This window comes from Ruegeria sp. BG7 (genome assembly GCF_056535685.1).
The window spans coordinates 3,474,417-3,488,687 of the sequence record NZ_JBQFIU010000001.1 but is presented as its reverse complement, the minus strand read 5'-3'; the positions used below and the strand labels follow the sequence as shown (position 1 = coordinate 3,488,687).

Here is a 14,271-nt window from a genome sequence, read left to right as displayed (position 1 = left end):
AATGGCACCGCGCAAAATCATCATCGACACCGACCCCGGACAAGACGACGCCGTCGCCATCCTGCTGGCCCTGGCCAGCCCGGATGAGATCGAAGTTCTGGGCATCACTGCCGTTGCCGGGAACGTACCTTTGGCGCTCACCGCCAAGAACGCTCGGATTGTCTGCGAACTGGCGGGCCGGGCGGATGTTCCTGTCTATGCGGGATGTGATCGCCCTTTGATCCGCCCTCTGGTCACGGCAGAACATGTACATGGCAAAACCGGATTGGACGGGCCCGTTCTGCCGGACCCTGAAATGCCGCTGGCGGACGGACATGCGGTTGATTTCATCATTGAGACACTGCGCAAACATGAATCGGGCACCGTGACACTCTGCCCGTTGGGGCCACTGACCAACATCGCCATGGCGTTCCGCAAGGCCCCCGACATCGTCGATCGGGTGCAGGAAATCGTGCTGATGGGGGGCGCTTATTTCGAAGTGGGCAACATCACCCCCACAGCCGAATTCAACATCCACGTCGACCCGGAAGCCGCTGATATTGTTTTCAGATCCGGCAGGCCCATCGTGGTCATGCCCTTGGATGTCACGCACAAAGCGCTGGTCACCAAACCCCGCAATGATGCATTCCGGGCATTGGGAAACAAGGTCGGCATTGCAGTGGCGGAAATGACCGACTTTTTTGAACGCTTCGACAAGGAAAAATACGGCAGCGCGGGCGCCCCTTTGCATGACCCCTGCGTAACCGCTTATCTGATCCGGCCCGAATTGTTCTCGGGCCGTCATGTGAATGTCCAGGTTGAGACCCGGTCGGAACTGACCATGGGCATGACCGTCGCCGATTGGTGGGGCGTGACCGACCGTGCACCTAATGCGCTGTTTGTTGGCGACCTCGACGCGGACGGCTTTTTTGCCCTGCTGACAGAAAGGCTGGCCCGACTATGAGCGCCGCTCTGCGCCTTGCGCGCCCCGAAGATCTGGACCGCCTGATGGCGCTGGTCACTGCGTTTCATGCCGAGGCGCGGATCGAACAGGACGCTGACAAAACCCGAAATGCCCTTGCCCCCTTGCTGGAAGGCATCCCCCATGGCTGTGTCTACCTGATTGGCCCGGGACGCGCGCCGTTGGGCTATATCATCCTCACCTTCGGCTGGTCAGTCGAGTTCGGTGGCATGGACGGGTTCGTAGACGAAATCTATATCCGCCCTGCCGTCCGCGGCCGTGGCATCGCCACCGAGGTTTTGCTGGATCTTCCCAAGGCATTGGCCGGAGCGGGTCTGACCGCGCTTCATCTTGAAGTGGACAGAACCAATGAGGCCGCTCAGAAACTGTACCTGCGTACCGGGTTCAGACCCCGCGAAAAGTACATGCTGATGAGCAAGGCGCTTTAGCGCGATTCTCCCCGGAAGATATTGGCGGGATTCATGTCCTGAACCGGATCATTCGCCGATACTTCTTCCCCGGTTATCGGGTAGGTTCCCGGACCCGCACACGCGGACAGAATGGTTATGGACGTTGTGGCGATTATCAGAAGGAATTTTGATACAGACATCGTAGCCCCCTTTCTGTAATGAACCGAGGTTACGGGATTCAGCGCGGGCATAGTTAGTAACAAGTTCACACATAATAAAATTTAAGCAGATCTAAAGCGGACAAAATAAGGCATTTCGGCGCGTAAAACGCTGATTAAATTCAATTATCGTTATCTTTACTTTTTTTGACTTCCGTGAGCTGCATTTCAAAAAAGAGCAGATGATCCCGAGCGATTTCTGGAATCTCAGAGTAAGCACCACGCAGATGGAACCCTAAAGACAGGTATAATTGAGTCGCGGCTTTCAGCGGTTTTCCGGTGTCCATTCGGATGTAATCGAAACCAAGATCCCGACAGGTTTCAATCAGCGACAGCATGATTGCACGCCCTGCACCGGATCCCCTTGCTGTGTCCCTCACATACACCCGCTTTATTTCGGCCACACCCGGCGCAATTGTGTGAAACATGCCGCAACCAATCGGCTCTCCGTCAAGCATGGCCAGTTTGAGTCCGCCGTCAGGCGGTGCATGATCTGCTGCCAGAGTGTCCATCAAACGGGCGTATTTTTCCTTGGCGTAGAAGGTTTGGACGATCTGGACAGATCGCTCATCCAGCGTCAGCAGGAAATCCCGATAGTCCCAACACAAACGCCGAACCGCGTTCAGCTGGTCCGGCGTTTCTGGTTCAATAATCTTCAGCAAGACGTGACCCCCGGATCGCACCCAAGGGCCAGCCTAGCACCACACGGGTTATTTGCGAAGGATCGACGCGCCCGCGTATTCCGCGACCTCGCCCAAAGATTCCTCGATACGGATAAGCTGGTTGTATTTGGCCAACCGGTCCGACCGGGCCAGAGAGCCGGTTTTGATCTGACCGCAATTGGTCGCCACAGCCAGATCGGCGATGGTGGCATCCTCGGTCTCACCCGAGCGGTGGGACATAACGTTGGTGTAACGCGCACGGTGTGCCATATCGACGGCGCGCAGGGTTTCGGTCAGCGAACCGATCTGGTTCACCTTGACCAGCATCGAGTTCGCGCAGCCGCGTTCGATCCCTTCGGCCAGACGTGCGGGGTTGGTCACGAACAGGTCGTCACCCACCAGCTGCACCTTGTCGCCGATGGCATCGGTCAGGGCTTTCCAACCGTCCCAGTCATCTTCGGACATGCCGTCTTCGATCGAGATGATCGGATAGTCATTGACCAGCGCCGCCAGATAGGCTGCATTTTCTTCGGACGACAGTGAGATACCCTCGCCTGCCAGAACGTATTTGCCGTCTTTGAAGTATTCAGTCGCGGCGCAATCCAGCGCCAGGTGAATTTCTTCACCCGGTTTGTAACCCGCTTTTTCGATGGACTTCAGGATGAAATCCAGCGCTTCGCGGGTCGAGGCGATGTTGGGGGCAAAGCCACCCTCATCACCGACACCGGTGGCCAGACCAGCCGCCGAGAGCTCTTTCTTCAGTGTATGAAACACCTCGGACCCCATGCGCACCGCCTCGCGGATGTTCGCGGCCGAGGTCGGCATGATCATGAATTCCTGAATGTCGATCGGGTTATCCGCGTGCTCACCGCCGTTGATGATATTCATCATCGGCACCGGCAGAACACGGGCTGAGGTGCCGCCGACATAGCGATACAGCGGCTGCGTGGTAAAATCTGCTGCGGCCTTGGCGGTCGCCAGTGAGACACCCAGAATGGCGTTTGCACCCAAACGGCCCTTGTTTTCGGTCCCATCCAGCTCGATCATCGCCTGATCGATGGCCACCTGTTCGGTCGCGTCGAAACCTACCAGTTCTTCGGCGATCTCACCGTTCACGGCGGCAACGGCTTCCAGAACACCCTTGCCCATGTACCGCGATTTGTCGCCGTCGCGCTTTTCCACTGCCTCATAGGCACCGGTTGATGCGCCGGACGGCACGGCAGCGCGGCCCATGGTGCCGTCTTCCAGAATGACGTCGACTTCAACCGTGGGGTTGCCCCGGCTGTCCAGAATTTCGCGTGCGTGGATGTCGATGATGGTGCTCATGAGGCCTGTCCCTATGGCTGCAGTCGGTTGCACGCGTCATAGCAGCACCGGCCCAAAAGTAAACCGTTTCCGTTAACGCTAACACGCATATTTACCGCCCTTTAGGGCTAACAGTATTCTGTTTGCGCCAACAAGATCAGGCTGGGACAAGTTCGCGAGCCAATCGCCGTTCGCGGACAAAGGTGTACAGACCGGACCCGATGATAAGGGTCGCGCCCGCCATTGTCAGGACATCTGGCCGCTCACCAAACATCAGCATCCCCGCAAGGATCGAAAACACCAGACGTGTATAGCGGAACGGCATAAGAGCCGACGCTTCGCCCACACGCATTGCAGTAACAATGCCGTAGTACCCAATCACGCCAAACCCTACGGCGCCTAAATATGGCAGGGCTTGTCCATCCTGAAGTGGTGTGAAGGATGCACCAGACATCGCCATCAAAAGTCCCCCGGCCAGCGCAACGGCGATATAGGCCTGCATTGCTACAACGGTCGAGGCCACCCGCACGTCCAGCTTGCGCGTGATCAGATCCCGTGCGGCAATGGCAATGACGGTCAACACCACAAACAGGGATTCGGGCTGGAATCCTTCCAAACCAGGGCGGATGATCATCAGAACGCCGATGAAACCAACACCAATGGCGCTCCAGCGCCGCCAGCCAACCTGTTCACCCAGAAACAGTGCCGCCCCCATGGTGACAGCAAGGGGCATGGCCTGAAACACGGCGGCGACCGTGGACAGATCAATCAAAGACAGTGCTGTCACAAAGGTCACCGCCCCGACCCCTTCGGTTGCCGCACGTACCATTGGCAGTAATTGCCAGGCCACCGGATCAAAAATCCGCTTACGCGAGACCAGTGACAAGATGGCGAACACGACGCCACAGACCAGACCGAGGAACACCATGATCTGCCCAGTCGGTACAGAGACCGACAAGACCTTGATGAACATATCTTCAAGTGCAAAGGCCGCCATCGACCCTATGAGCAGCAGAATGCCGTTTACGTTGTTCATTTGCGCGTCCACAGGAAAAGGGCACATCCGGTGCCTATCGCGCACAACAACCTGATGCGACGGCCGCGGGCAAGACAAATTCCCGTCACGCTTGATGAATTAACGTGGGTTAATCAATCGCGTTTCGTGATGGATCAGTCCTGTTCCAGCGGCACGCCGTACAGTTCCAGCCGATGACCTTTCAGCTTATATCCCAGTTTTGCCGCGATTTTTTCCTGAAGGGCTTCGATTTCGGGGTCGACGAATTCGATAACCTCGCCCGATTGCATGTCGATCAGGTGGTCATGGTGATCACGCTCGGCATCTTCATACCGCGCGCGGCCGTCGCCGAATTCCAGACGTTCCAGAATCCCGGCCTCTTCAAACAGTTTGACCGTCCGATAGACCGTCGCGATCGAGATACCTTTGTCGACGGCAGAAGCACGTGCATAAAGTTCTTCGACATCCGGATGGTCGTCGCTTTGCTCCAATACCTGCGCGATGATCCTTCTTTGACCGGTCATGCGCAGGCCCTTGGCCTCACAACGCCCAATAATCGTATCCGACATGATGCCCCTCAGACTTGCTCGGGTCTCTGTCTTAGTATGTCTGCGCCGTTTGCGCCACAAGGATTTCTGCTTTTCCGCTGATCTCACGCGGCACGTGTCAGATCGGCCCAAACGGGCAGATGATCCGATGCGATATGCGCCGGGCGCGCGTCGTGAACCCCATGTGCAGTGGCCTGCACCCCTGCGCCCAGCGCGATCCGGTCCAGCGCGCCCAGAGGTTGTGCTGCGGGAAAGCTGGGGCGAGGCGGTAGAAAGCGCATTTCGGGGGCCAGATGGTCCAGAACTGGTTGTCGCGACCATTCATTGAAGTCCCCGGCCCAGACAGTTGGCATCTGGTCAAGATCGTCGTCACAGCGCCGGATATGCGAAATCTGTTGCCTACGGGATGCGGGCAACAGCCCAAGATGCATCCCCATCACCCGCAGCGGCCCGATTTGAGTGTCAAACTCGACTCGGACAGCCCCGCGCGGCTCTAACCCCGGCAATTCGTGATGCCCTGTTTGCCGGACTGCAATGCCGTCACCACGCCAGATGACCGCATTGCCATGCCACCCAAGGCTTCCGGCCCCGCCCAGATCGACGATCTGCCAACCCGCCTCATCCAGCATGAAATGCGGCAGGGCCGCCGGGCGGGGCGGCAGGCGTTTGTCAGCCTCTTGTAACACAACGATGTCGGCCCGCATGTGTTCGATGACCTGCAGGATGCGCTGCGGTTGACGCCGGAAATCCAGCCCGAGGCATTTTTGAATGTTATAGCTAGCGATACGTAGGGTTGAAGACGGTTTCATAAGGGCTTGACCAATGGGCTTGCGCCCAATGTGCCACCTCTGGCGCGGTGCGCAACCCCTCTGTTCGGTTACGGAACGAATGCCTTGGACAGAAACAAAGCCAATTGCACGGTTAATTGGCAAACGACCTGCAAGCGATCACCAAAGGATTGTTCCTTTTGATCCTCTGCTCTATCCGGTTGCAGTGGAACGGCGACACCGCCACAACTCGAGGGGCTGAATGGAACTGCATCAGACACAGCCGGACAACAGCACCCGCGCCAGCCTGGTTCTGGTCATGGGTGGCGCGCTATGGGGGCTTTACTGGATCCCGGTTCGGTTCTTTCTGGATCAGGGTCTGACCGGCCCCTGGCCCGGGATTGTCATGTACTGCGCGGCCCTGATCGCCTTACTTCCGTTTATTTGGAGCGATCGGCAAACGCTGGTGCGGGAATGGCGCAACCTGATGCTCAGCGGCATGTTCACAGGGGCCGCGTTTAGCCTGTATTCCATCAGCCTGGTGTATACCGATGTTGTGCGGTCCATCCTGCTGTTCTACCTCACGCCGATCTGGGGAACACTTCTGGGTGTTTTGTTTTTGGGTGAGCGTCTCAGCCTCATGCGCCTTGCTGGTCTTTTCTGCGGGTTGGGCGGTCTTTTTGTTGTTCTGGGCGGCGCGGGTTTCGTGCCCTGGCCGCAAAACATAGGCGATTGGCTGGCATTGGCCTCAGGCATATGCTGGGCCCTGGGCTCTATGGGCCTTTATCGTGTCAATCGCATCTCGATTTCGGGGCAGGTCTTTGCCTTTGTTTTCGGTGCGCTGATCCTGTCCCTATTCAGCCTTCTTGCTCTGCCCGAGCAGGCTTTACCATCCATCGCGCAAAGTGAAGCGATCCGCATTCTTCTGTTGGCCCTGTTGTCGGCCTTTTACGTCCTGCCCATGATCTACATGACGATTTGGCCTGCGACGAAGCTTTCCCCTTCAAGGGTCGGCCTGCTGCTGATGAGCGAAGTGGTCGTCGGAATCGCATCTGCTGCCGTGCTATCCGGAGAACCCTTTGGCCTACGAGAGTTTCTGGGCGCTGCGCTGATCGTCAGCGCCGCCGTGTTGGAGATCGTGCGAAAGTAGTGTCGCCCTATGGGTCATGTCCCACAGAAGGTTGCGTGCACCACCTCGTTCTTGGCCGGGGGCCGTTTCAAATCTGCGTCGTCATCCTGATCATCGTAAGGCCGAGCGAGGACGGCATTCAGCCGATGGAACGGCGCGTAATCCCCTTGTACCGCCGCTTGGATCATCTGTTCGACACGGTGGTTACGCGGAATAAACGCCGGGTTAGCAGCGGCCATCACGTCGAACGGTTGCGCTTCGCGTTCTAATCGCGCGCGCCAGCCCTCGGCCCAACTGTCATAGCTGGCGGGGTCAACAAATTGATCCCGCGCGGTATCGCTGCCCAGCGCCCGGAATGTGTTGGTGAAGTCCGCCTGCCCTTCGGCCATGCGTTTCAAAAGATCCGTCACAAGCTCTAGATCAGCGTCTTCGTCAGCCGTCAGACCGATCTTGGCCCGGAACAGGGTCAACCAATTCTGCTGCAAAAGCTCTGGCATGGCATGGACGATCTCGGTCGCCTCTTCGACAGCGGCCTCCTTATCATCCATCTGCTGGATCAGCGACGTCGCAAGCTGCGCCAGATTCCACACAGCAATGTCGGGCTGGTTCGAATAGGCATAGCGCCCCATCCGGTCAATCGAACTGTAGACCGTGTTGGGGTGATACGTGTCCATGAAAGCGCAAGGGCCATAATCAATCGTCTCACCCGCGATCGAGCAATTGTCAGTGTTCATCACCCCGTGAATGAACCCCACGCTCATCCACTGCGCGATCAGCTTGGCCTGTGCGTCCCGCACCGCCCGCAACAGACCCATAGGCCCGTCAGCCTTAGGATAGTGACGCGCGATGGCGTATTCCGTCAGTCGGCGCAAACTGTCCAGCTGCCCCCGTGCGGCGAAAACCTGAAACGTACCCACCCGCAGATGGCTGCTGGCCACGCGCGTCAACACCGCCCCCGGCATCGGGCCTTCGCGAAACACCGTTTCGCCCGTTTCCACAGCCGCCAGAGCACGCGTGGTCGGAACGCCCAGCGCGTGCATCGCCTCAGACACCACATATTCGCGCAGAACCGGCCCCAGCCACGCCCGACCATCGCCACGGCGCGAAAAAGGCGTGGGGCCCGAGCCTTTCAGCTGTATGTCCCGGCGCACCCCATCGGTGCCCACGGTCTCGCCCAGCAGCACCGCACGCCCATCCCCCAATTGAGGGTTATACTGTCCGAACTGGTGCCCAGAATACAGCTGCGCAATGGGCTCTGCACCTGTGGGCAGACGATTGCCAGCAAAAGCCTGGGCCATGTCCTGCACATCTCCTGGGGTGATCTGCAGCAACTTCGCCAAATCATCGTTGAATGCAATCATCTGCGGTGAACGCACGGGAACCGGCGCCTGCCGCGCAAAAAACGCATCCGGCAGACGGGCATAGGTGTTATCGAAGGGGATCGTTAGGGTCATGTCGCACTACATATTGTTCAGGCGCACGAATACCATAGCGGATCGTATCGTCCCGTGCATAATCGCGCCGAACCAAGAGGGCACTTATGACCGCACAAGACATTATCGATCACCTGAACCTGCAACGTCATCCCGAAGGCGGTTGGTATGCCGAGACATGGCGTGCCAGCAACGCAGGCCGCCCCACCGGCACTTGCATCTATTTCTTGTTGCAGGCCGGTGAAAGCAGCCACTGGCATCGGGTCGACGCCACCGAGATCTGGCTCTACCACGCAGGCGCACCTCTGTTCCTATCGCTCAGCGCGACGGATGCGGGGCCTGCGGTCGATCATCTGCTGACCCCTGACCTGTTAAAAGGCGCGCCGCAGCTGATCGTTCCGGAAGGCCATTGGCAGGCTGCACGCAGCACGGGCGACTACACCTTGGTCAGTTGCACGGTCTCTCCCGGCTTTGATTTCGAAGGTTTTGAGTTGGCCGCGCCGGGCTTTGACATCCCAAGGGAATAGCCCGACCCAAGAAATCTCTGAAAAGTTGAGTTTACAGACGGCTCAGCTTTGACCATCCTGTACCCGTAACCGTGTGTGACGGAGTATCGAGTGAGCATGGAGCAGGTCTGTTTGACTGTCCTTATTCTCTGCTTAAGTGCAGGGATTACAAGCGCCAGCCCGGACTGTGCAGATTCTGGCGAACCGTTGGATGTTTCATTGCCCAGCGAGTCTACAACTGCCGAACCAGCCGCGCAGACGCCCGAAGACCTGTCCCCATGCGCGGCCATGCAATTGGAACAAGGACGCGAGCGGATGCGCGAACGTGGGGCCGTCTGCGGCGACTGGACCATATTGGGCGAAACGCGCAAAACCCTGAAAAGCAAGACCCGGGGCTGCGGCATTGCCAAACCGGTTCGGGTCTACCGGATCTCAGATGTTGCCCTCAGTCAGTTTTCGCTGATGGATTGTCAGACGGCGGTCACGCTGAAAACATGGATCGAAACCGTTGCCAAACCCGCCTTTGCCGAAATAGGCGGCGGACTCAAGGGCATGCGGGTAGTAGGGCACTATGCCTGCAAAACCCAGAACAACCAGCCACGCGCGCGCCTGTCTCAACATGCACGCGGGCGGGCCATTGATATTTCGACCTTTGTTCTTCAGGACGGCACACAAATCACCGTTAAGGACGGATGGACGGACAAGACCCAAAGCGCGGTGTTGCGCGAGCTGCACAACGGTGCCTGTGGCGTGTTCAGTACCGTACTCGGCCCGGACGCCGACCGCTATCACGTTGGGCATTTTCACTTTGACACAGCCCAGCGCAAAGGCGCTCCGGTTTGCCGCTAGCCCTTCGGGCTTGACCGGACTTAAACCGGGTTTAACGATGCCGGTATGGACCACAAAGACCTGATCGCTTCTTTGCCTGCCGAAACTAAGGACCGATTGCAACGCCGGTCGAACTCCGCTGGGCTGAACCATCTGTTGATCTATCTGGCGGCGCTGGCGGCCCTGAGCGCCGCAATTTTGGCGCAAATCCCGTTCTGGCCGGTCTTGGTCCTGCCGCAAGGCGTTTTGCTGGTGTTCCTCTTCACCCTCAGCCACGAATGCACCCACAAGACCCCTTTTCGTACAGGGTGGCTGAACGATGCGGTCGGACATCTGGTCTCGGTCCCAATTGCCCTGCCCTTTACGTGGTTCCGATATTTCCATCTGGCCCACCACAAATGGACCAACGACCCCAAACGCGACCCGGAGCTGGATGGAAAACCGCGCCCCGACAACTGGCCTGACCTGATGATCTACCTGAGCGGTTGGACCTATTGGAGCGGCATGGCAAAGGTTCTGGTTCAAAACGCACGCGGCCACCTGGACGCCCCTTACCTTCCGAAGCGCCAACACAAAGCGATGAAGGTCGAAGCGCGCATTCTGCTTGGTCTCTACGCCTTAACGCTCATCAGCCTGACCTACAGCACGATGCTGTTCTGGGTCTGGCTTCTTCCTGTGCTGGTCGCTCAACCCGTTTTACGCCTTTACCTGCTGGCCGAGCATGGCCTCTGCCCGCCAGTGGCGAACATGCTCGAGAACTCGCGCACAACCTTTACCAACCGGGCCTTACGGTTTTTGGCCTGGAACATGCCGTACCACGCCGAGCATCACTCCTTTCCAAATGTCCCGTTCCACCACTTGCCCGAGTTGCACGACTGGACGCGCGCGCACTTGAAATCCACATCCACCGGTTACACGGAATTCACCAAAGACTACGCCCGAACGCTCAACTCATAAGATCCGTTCTTCATCTGGCCCAAAATATCTCGGGGGAGGCGCGCTTGCGCGGCGGGGGCAGCGCCCCCTAATCGCCACTTCGACTTTTGATCAACATGCTGATTAAAGGCACCAACACTGTCGCCATCGAACCCAATGGATTCGCCCCGATGCTTTTGACGGCCTGCACAACTTCGCGCGCTTCGGACGCCATCTCTTCCAACTCATCCTCGATATCTGCAATTGCCATGTCGCGAACTTCAACCGCCGGGGCGACTTCGTCCTCTGCGTTGCTGCGTCGCGCGAACAAGACCAGCAGACAGGCGAACGCAAGATTGCCAAGTGCCAGTAATGCAGCGGCCGAGGCAGGAGACATGGAGTTTTGCAGAGCAAAGAACAAAGCAACGTTCACAAGCACCAACGCTGACAGGGCAGCAATGCCCGCGATCCCCATCAAAATAGTCTGCTGTTGAACCACGGCCAGACGGCGCCGGGCGATCAGACGTTCCGTCCGATAGATCGTCACCAGATTTCTACTCAATCTGCTCATGGGTCCCTCCTAACCTTGTGCGCGTCCGACAACGTATCCCAGCGAAAACGCAATCAGTAACGCAGTCATCGGATAATCCTTCTGCAGGCGGCCGAATTCCTCGACCACGTCCTCTCCCAAGGACTGTGCCTTGCTCAGATCAATGCCATGCTCTTCAAGCAGCTTTCGGATTTCATCTGATGTCTTGACGCGTTCGGGCGCGTCCTTGAGCTTCGGGTCTTCTTCAACCCGCGCTTCCAACGTCGCGTTGCGCTGCCGTAGTTTCTCTAACTCTGTTTCAAGCTCTGCTTTTGTCGCCATAATGCCTTGCCCTCAATCCATGGGTCTGAGGCAACCGTCGCACAACAAGTTGTTTTTTTGAACTGTTTTTGGGTAATGCTACCCAACGGCATCCATCGAAACCGAGCTGACCACTCCGCCCCCGACCAGTGCCTGAACACCGGTTGTGCCGGGGCACGAGGTCGGCAGGCCTCGCGCCACGCGCACCGCCAGATAGGCAAAAGCCTGCGCCTCAAGCATATCGCCATCCAGTCCCACCGCCTCAACCGGTTCGACCGGGCAGTCCAACGACACGCGCAGCATCTCCATCAAAACCGGATTATGTCGCCCACCGCCGGTGACCAGCACACATGACGGAGGTTTTGGGCAATGCTCCATCCCTTGCACGACCCCCGCGGCACACATCCCGGTCAGGGTTGCCACGGCATCCGCATCGTTCAATTCCTGCACCAGACCGATCATTTCCGAAAAATCATTCCGGTCCAATGATTTCGGCGGCATCCGGGCAAAGTATGGCTCGGCCAAAAACAGCTCTAGCGCGCCCATTTCGACGGTGCCATCACGTGCAAGCGCTCCGTCCCGGTCCATCGGCAGCCCCAGCCGGGCTTGCATCAGATCGTCAACAGGCGCATTTGCAGGCCCGGTGTCAAAGGCCAGCAAAGCACCCGGCGCTTCGGGTCCGTCAAAGGACGGATCAACATAGGTCAGATTGCCGACCCCACCCAGGTTCAGAAAGCACAGGGGCCGATCCGCACCAAACCACTTGGCGCAGGCAAAATGAAAGAACGGCGCCAGCGGAGCCCCCTCGCCCCCCATCGCCACATCATCGCTGCGGAAATCCCAGACGACCGGACGCCCCAACGCCTGCGCCAGTCCCAGACCGTCACCCACTTGCAAGGTGCCACGCCCGCGCGGCTCATGTGCCAGGGTCTGGCCGTGAAAACCGATCAGGTCGACCTCTTCAAATTCCGACAGTGCTTCGGCATGGGCAAAAGTGACCAATTCGGCGGCTGCATCGACATCTGGCCCGTGCCACTGCCCCAGCGCCCTACGCAACACGTCGCGTTCAGCGTCAGTGTAGGCGCGATAACCGCTTGGCCCGAACCCGATGATCTGGTGCCCGTCGGTTTCGACCATCGCGGCATCCACCCCATCCATCGAAGTCCCCGACATTGCGCCCAACGCCCGGATCACACCGTGTTTGCTGATGGTCTGGCTCACGCCTGCCTCCTGATCTGGCTGTTCTTTTCGCCACATCCGGGTCTTTGGGTTCACCTCTGGGTTGCAGCCCGGTCAAACTGCCTTTTGTTTGCACAAAAACGCAAGCGTTCTCATCAGGCGGCATTCATTTTTCGCAAATCGCGTGGCGGGATCGACACCCGACACACTTATGAAAAGGTGGCTTTTCCTCCTGCGCGCTGCCGCCTATACAGTGCCCCGCAACATTAACCCAAAGGGCACGATATGACCTACCACCCCAAATCGGATTTCATCGCCACGATGATCGAGCGCGGCTTTCTCGCCGACTGCACCGATTATCAGGGCCTTGACGACGCGCTGATCAGTGGGTGCAAACCGGCCTATATCGGCTTTGATGCAACGGCCAAGTCGTTGCATGTGGGCAGCCTGATCCAGATCATGATGCTGCGCTGGTTCCAGAAAACCGGCCACCAGCCGATCACCCTGATGGGCGGTGGGACGACCAAGGTGGGCGATCCGTCGTTCCGCGCGGATGAACGCCCCCTGCTGGGCCCCGAACAGATCGACGAGAACATCTCGGGCATCAAGAAGGTGTTCGCCGCCTATATCGACTATGACACGGACGCCGAGAACAAGGCGCTTATGCTGAACAATGCCGAATGGCTGGACGATCTGAACTACCTCGATTTTCTCCGGGATATCGGGCGCCATTTCTCGGTCAACCGGATGCTGTCGTTTGAGTCTGTGAAGTCGCGGCTGGATCGTGAGCAGTCGCTGAGCTTCCTCGAGTTTAACTACATGATCCTTCAGGCTTATGACTTCCTGGAACTGAACCGCCGCTATGGCTGCGTTCTGCAGATGGGCGGCTCGGATCAGTGGGGCAACATCGTCAACGGCATCGACCTGACCCGCCGCGTGCTGGATCACGAGATCTACGGCCTGACCTCGCCTCTGCTGACCACCAGTGACGGCAAGAAAATGGGCAAGTCTCAGGACGGTGCGGTCTGGCTGAACGCTGAGATGCGCTCGCCCTATGAGTTCTGGCAGTTCTGGCGCAACACAACCGACGCGGATGTGGGCCGGTTTCTGAAGCTCTACACTGAATTGCCGGTGGATGAGTGCGATCGTCTGGGCGCCCTTGCCGGGTCCGAGATCAATGAAGCCAAAATCCGTCTGGCCAATGAGGTCACAACCCTGCTGCATGGCGCGCAGGCTGCGGCCAACGCCGAAGCGACCGCGCGTGAAGTGTTCGAGAAAGGCGGCGTTGGTGGAGATCTGCCAACACTGACCCTCAGCCCTGACGAATTGGGTGACGGCATGTCCATCGTGCAGATCATCGTCAAATCGGGTTTGGCAAAATCCGGCAAAGAGGCCAAGCGCCTGATCGCCGAGAACGGGGCCAAGCTGGATGATGCTCCGCTGACCGATGCAGGGCTGATGATCGACGCAGGCGCGCTGTCATCGCCCATCAAGCTGAGCGCTGGCAAAAAGCGCCACGCGCTGGTTCAGCTCGGCTGACAAGGCCTCAATCAGAAGAGGCAAAGC

The 14,271-nt window shown here is 58.3% G+C and carries 17 protein-coding genes; 7 read left to right on the top strand and 10 right to left on the bottom strand.

Annotated features, from left to right (window positions below):
• The first annotated feature begins 1 nt into the window (after window position 1).
• On the top strand, window positions 2-943 hold the full coding sequence (locus tag ACR3EH_RS17270) for a nucleoside hydrolase (RefSeq protein WP_171183538.1): 942 nt from the start codon (window positions 2-4) through the stop codon (window positions 941-943).
• On the top strand, window positions 940-1,389 hold the full coding sequence (locus tag ACR3EH_RS17265) for a GNAT family N-acetyltransferase (protein ID WP_171090492.1): 450 nt from the start codon (window positions 940-942) through the stop codon (window positions 1,387-1,389). The genes ACR3EH_RS17270 and ACR3EH_RS17265 overlap by 4 nt, the downstream gene beginning before the upstream one ends.
• Here the strand turns inward: ACR3EH_RS17265 and ACR3EH_RS17260 are convergent.
• The 6 genes from ACR3EH_RS17260 to ACR3EH_RS17235 all read right to left on the bottom strand — a co-directional run bounded on the left by ACR3EH_RS17260 (window position 1,386) and on the right by ACR3EH_RS17235 (window position 5,907).
• A complete protein-coding gene (locus ACR3EH_RS17260; RefSeq protein ID WP_171676328.1) occupies window positions 1,386-1,550 on the bottom strand; it encodes a hypothetical protein in 165 nt (54 codons plus the stop codon). The genes ACR3EH_RS17265 and ACR3EH_RS17260 overlap by 4 nt on opposite strands.
• 140 nt (window positions 1,551-1,690) lie before the next feature.
• Entirely contained in the window at window positions 1,691-2,230 is a 540-nt protein-coding gene (locus tag ACR3EH_RS17255) for a GNAT family N-acetyltransferase (RefSeq protein WP_171183542.1), read from the bottom strand.
• A gap of 48 nt (window positions 2,231-2,278) precedes the next feature.
• A complete protein-coding gene (gene eno, locus ACR3EH_RS17250) occupies window positions 2,279-3,556 on the bottom strand; it encodes a phosphopyruvate hydratase (RefSeq protein WP_171090498.1) in 1,278 nt (425 codons plus the stop codon).
• 136 nt (window positions 3,557-3,692) lie between these two features.
• Window positions 3,693-4,571, bottom strand: a complete 879-nt coding sequence (locus tag ACR3EH_RS17245) for a DMT family transporter (protein ID WP_171183545.1) — start codon at window positions 4,569-4,571, stop codon at window positions 3,693-3,695.
• 134 nt (window positions 4,572-4,705) lie between these two features.
• On the bottom strand, window positions 4,706-5,119 hold the full coding sequence (locus ACR3EH_RS17240) for a Fur family transcriptional regulator (RefSeq protein WP_171090502.1): 414 nt from the start codon (window positions 5,117-5,119) through the stop codon (window positions 4,706-4,708).
• Window positions 5,120-5,202: 83 nt separating this feature from the next.
• Window positions 5,203-5,907: an endonuclease/exonuclease/phosphatase family protein gene (locus ACR3EH_RS17235; RefSeq protein WP_171090504.1), complete on the bottom strand. Its 705-nt coding sequence runs from the start codon at window positions 5,905-5,907 to the stop codon at window positions 5,203-5,205.
• 220 nt (window positions 5,908-6,127) lie between these two features.
• Here ACR3EH_RS17235 and ACR3EH_RS17230 point away from each other — a divergent pair, with 220 nt between their 5' ends.
• Complete coding sequence (locus tag ACR3EH_RS17230; protein ID WP_171183547.1) at window positions 6,128-7,015, top strand: DMT family transporter; 888 nt, start codon at window positions 6,128-6,130, stop codon at window positions 7,013-7,015.
• 14 nt (window positions 7,016-7,029) lie between these two features.
• Here the strand turns inward: ACR3EH_RS17230 and ACR3EH_RS17225 are convergent, their stop codons facing one another.
• The gene (locus ACR3EH_RS17225) at window positions 7,030-8,448 is read right to left on the bottom strand and encodes a protein adenylyltransferase SelO (RefSeq protein WP_171183549.1); all 1,419 of its coding nucleotides are present in this window, start codon (window positions 8,446-8,448) and stop codon (window positions 7,030-7,032) included.
• Window positions 8,449-8,534: 86 nt separating this feature from the next.
• On the opposite strand from ACR3EH_RS17225, the gene ACR3EH_RS17220 reads away from it, so the two are divergent.
• The 3 genes from ACR3EH_RS17220 (at window position 8,535) to ACR3EH_RS17210 (ending at window position 10,718) form a co-directional block, all read left to right on the top strand.
• Window positions 8,535-8,954: a cupin domain-containing protein gene (locus ACR3EH_RS17220; RefSeq protein WP_171183551.1), complete on the top strand. Its 420-nt coding sequence runs from the start codon at window positions 8,535-8,537 to the stop codon at window positions 8,952-8,954.
• A 198-nt stretch (window positions 8,955-9,152) separates the two neighbouring features.
• Entirely contained in the window at window positions 9,153-9,782 is a 630-nt protein-coding gene (locus tag ACR3EH_RS17215; RefSeq protein ID WP_171183553.1) for an extensin-like domain-containing protein, read from the top strand.
• Between the two features lie 45 nt (window positions 9,783-9,827).
• Window positions 9,828-10,718, top strand: a complete 891-nt coding sequence (locus tag ACR3EH_RS17210) for a fatty acid desaturase (RefSeq protein WP_171648452.1) — start codon at window positions 9,828-9,830, stop codon at window positions 10,716-10,718.
• Between the two features lie 67 nt (window positions 10,719-10,785).
• On the opposite strand, the gene ACR3EH_RS17205 is transcribed toward ACR3EH_RS17210, so the two are convergent.
• The 3 genes from ACR3EH_RS17205 to ACR3EH_RS17195 form a co-directional block, all read right to left on the bottom strand.
• Entirely contained in the window at window positions 10,786-11,247 is a 462-nt protein-coding gene (locus ACR3EH_RS17205) for a hypothetical protein (protein WP_171183557.1), read from the bottom strand.
• Window positions 11,248-11,256: 9 nt separating this feature from the next.
• Window positions 11,257-11,547, bottom strand: a complete 291-nt coding sequence (locus ACR3EH_RS17200) for a hypothetical protein (protein WP_171183559.1) — start codon at window positions 11,545-11,547, stop codon at window positions 11,257-11,259.
• Between the two features lie 78 nt (window positions 11,548-11,625).
• A complete protein-coding gene (locus ACR3EH_RS17195) occupies window positions 11,626-12,747 on the bottom strand; it encodes an anhydro-N-acetylmuramic acid kinase (protein WP_371732059.1) in 1,122 nt (373 codons plus the stop codon).
• Window positions 12,748-12,990: 243 nt separating this feature from the next.
• Between ACR3EH_RS17195 and tyrS the strand changes: the two genes are divergently transcribed.
• A complete protein-coding gene (tyrS, locus tag ACR3EH_RS17190) occupies window positions 12,991-14,244 on the top strand; it encodes a tyrosine--tRNA ligase (RefSeq protein ID WP_171183563.1) in 1,254 nt (417 codons plus the stop codon).
• The last annotated feature ends 27 nt before the right edge of the window (window positions 14,245-14,271 follow it).

Bases quoted from the DNA above. Each gene is read 5' to 3' on its own strand.
- ACR3EH_RS17270 (WP_171183538.1), top strand. From the start codon at position 2: ATGGCACCGCGCAAAATCATCATCGACACCGACCCCGGACAAGACGAC.
- ACR3EH_RS17265 (WP_171090492.1), top strand. From the start codon at position 940: ATGAGCGCCGCTCTGCGCCTTGCGCGCCCCGAAGATCTGGACCGCCTG.
- ACR3EH_RS17260 (WP_171676328.1), bottom strand. From the start codon at position 1,550: ATGTCTGTATCAAAATTCCTTCTGATAATCGCCACAACGTCCATAACC.
- eno (WP_171090498.1), bottom strand. From the start codon at position 3,556: ATGAGCACCATCATCGACATCCACGCACGCGAAATTCTGGACAGCCGG.
- ACR3EH_RS17245 (WP_171183545.1), bottom strand. From the start codon at position 4,571: ATGAACAACGTAAACGGCATTCTGCTGCTCATAGGGTCGATGGCGGCC.
- ACR3EH_RS17240 (WP_171090502.1), bottom strand. From the start codon at position 5,119: ATGTCGGATACGATTATTGGGCGTTGTGAGGCCAAGGGCCTGCGCATG.
- ACR3EH_RS17235 (WP_171090504.1), bottom strand. From the start codon at position 5,907: ATGAAACCGTCTTCAACCCTACGTATCGCTAGCTATAACATTCAAAAA.
- ACR3EH_RS17230 (WP_171183547.1), top strand. From the start codon at position 6,128: ATGGAACTGCATCAGACACAGCCGGACAACAGCACCCGCGCCAGCCTG.
- ACR3EH_RS17225 (WP_171183549.1), bottom strand. From the start codon at position 8,448: ATGACCCTAACGATCCCCTTCGATAACACCTATGCCCGTCTGCCGGAT.
- ACR3EH_RS17220 (WP_171183551.1), top strand. From the start codon at position 8,535: ATGACCGCACAAGACATTATCGATCACCTGAACCTGCAACGTCATCCC.
- ACR3EH_RS17210 (WP_171648452.1), top strand. From the start codon at position 9,828: ATGGACCACAAAGACCTGATCGCTTCTTTGCCTGCCGAAACTAAGGAC.
- ACR3EH_RS17205 (WP_171183557.1), bottom strand. From the start codon at position 11,247: ATGAGCAGATTGAGTAGAAATCTGGTGACGATCTATCGGACGGAACGT.
- ACR3EH_RS17200 (WP_171183559.1), bottom strand. From the start codon at position 11,547: ATGGCGACAAAAGCAGAGCTTGAAACAGAGTTAGAGAAACTACGGCAG.
- tyrS (WP_171183563.1), top strand. From the start codon at position 12,991: ATGACCTACCACCCCAAATCGGATTTCATCGCCACGATGATCGAGCGC.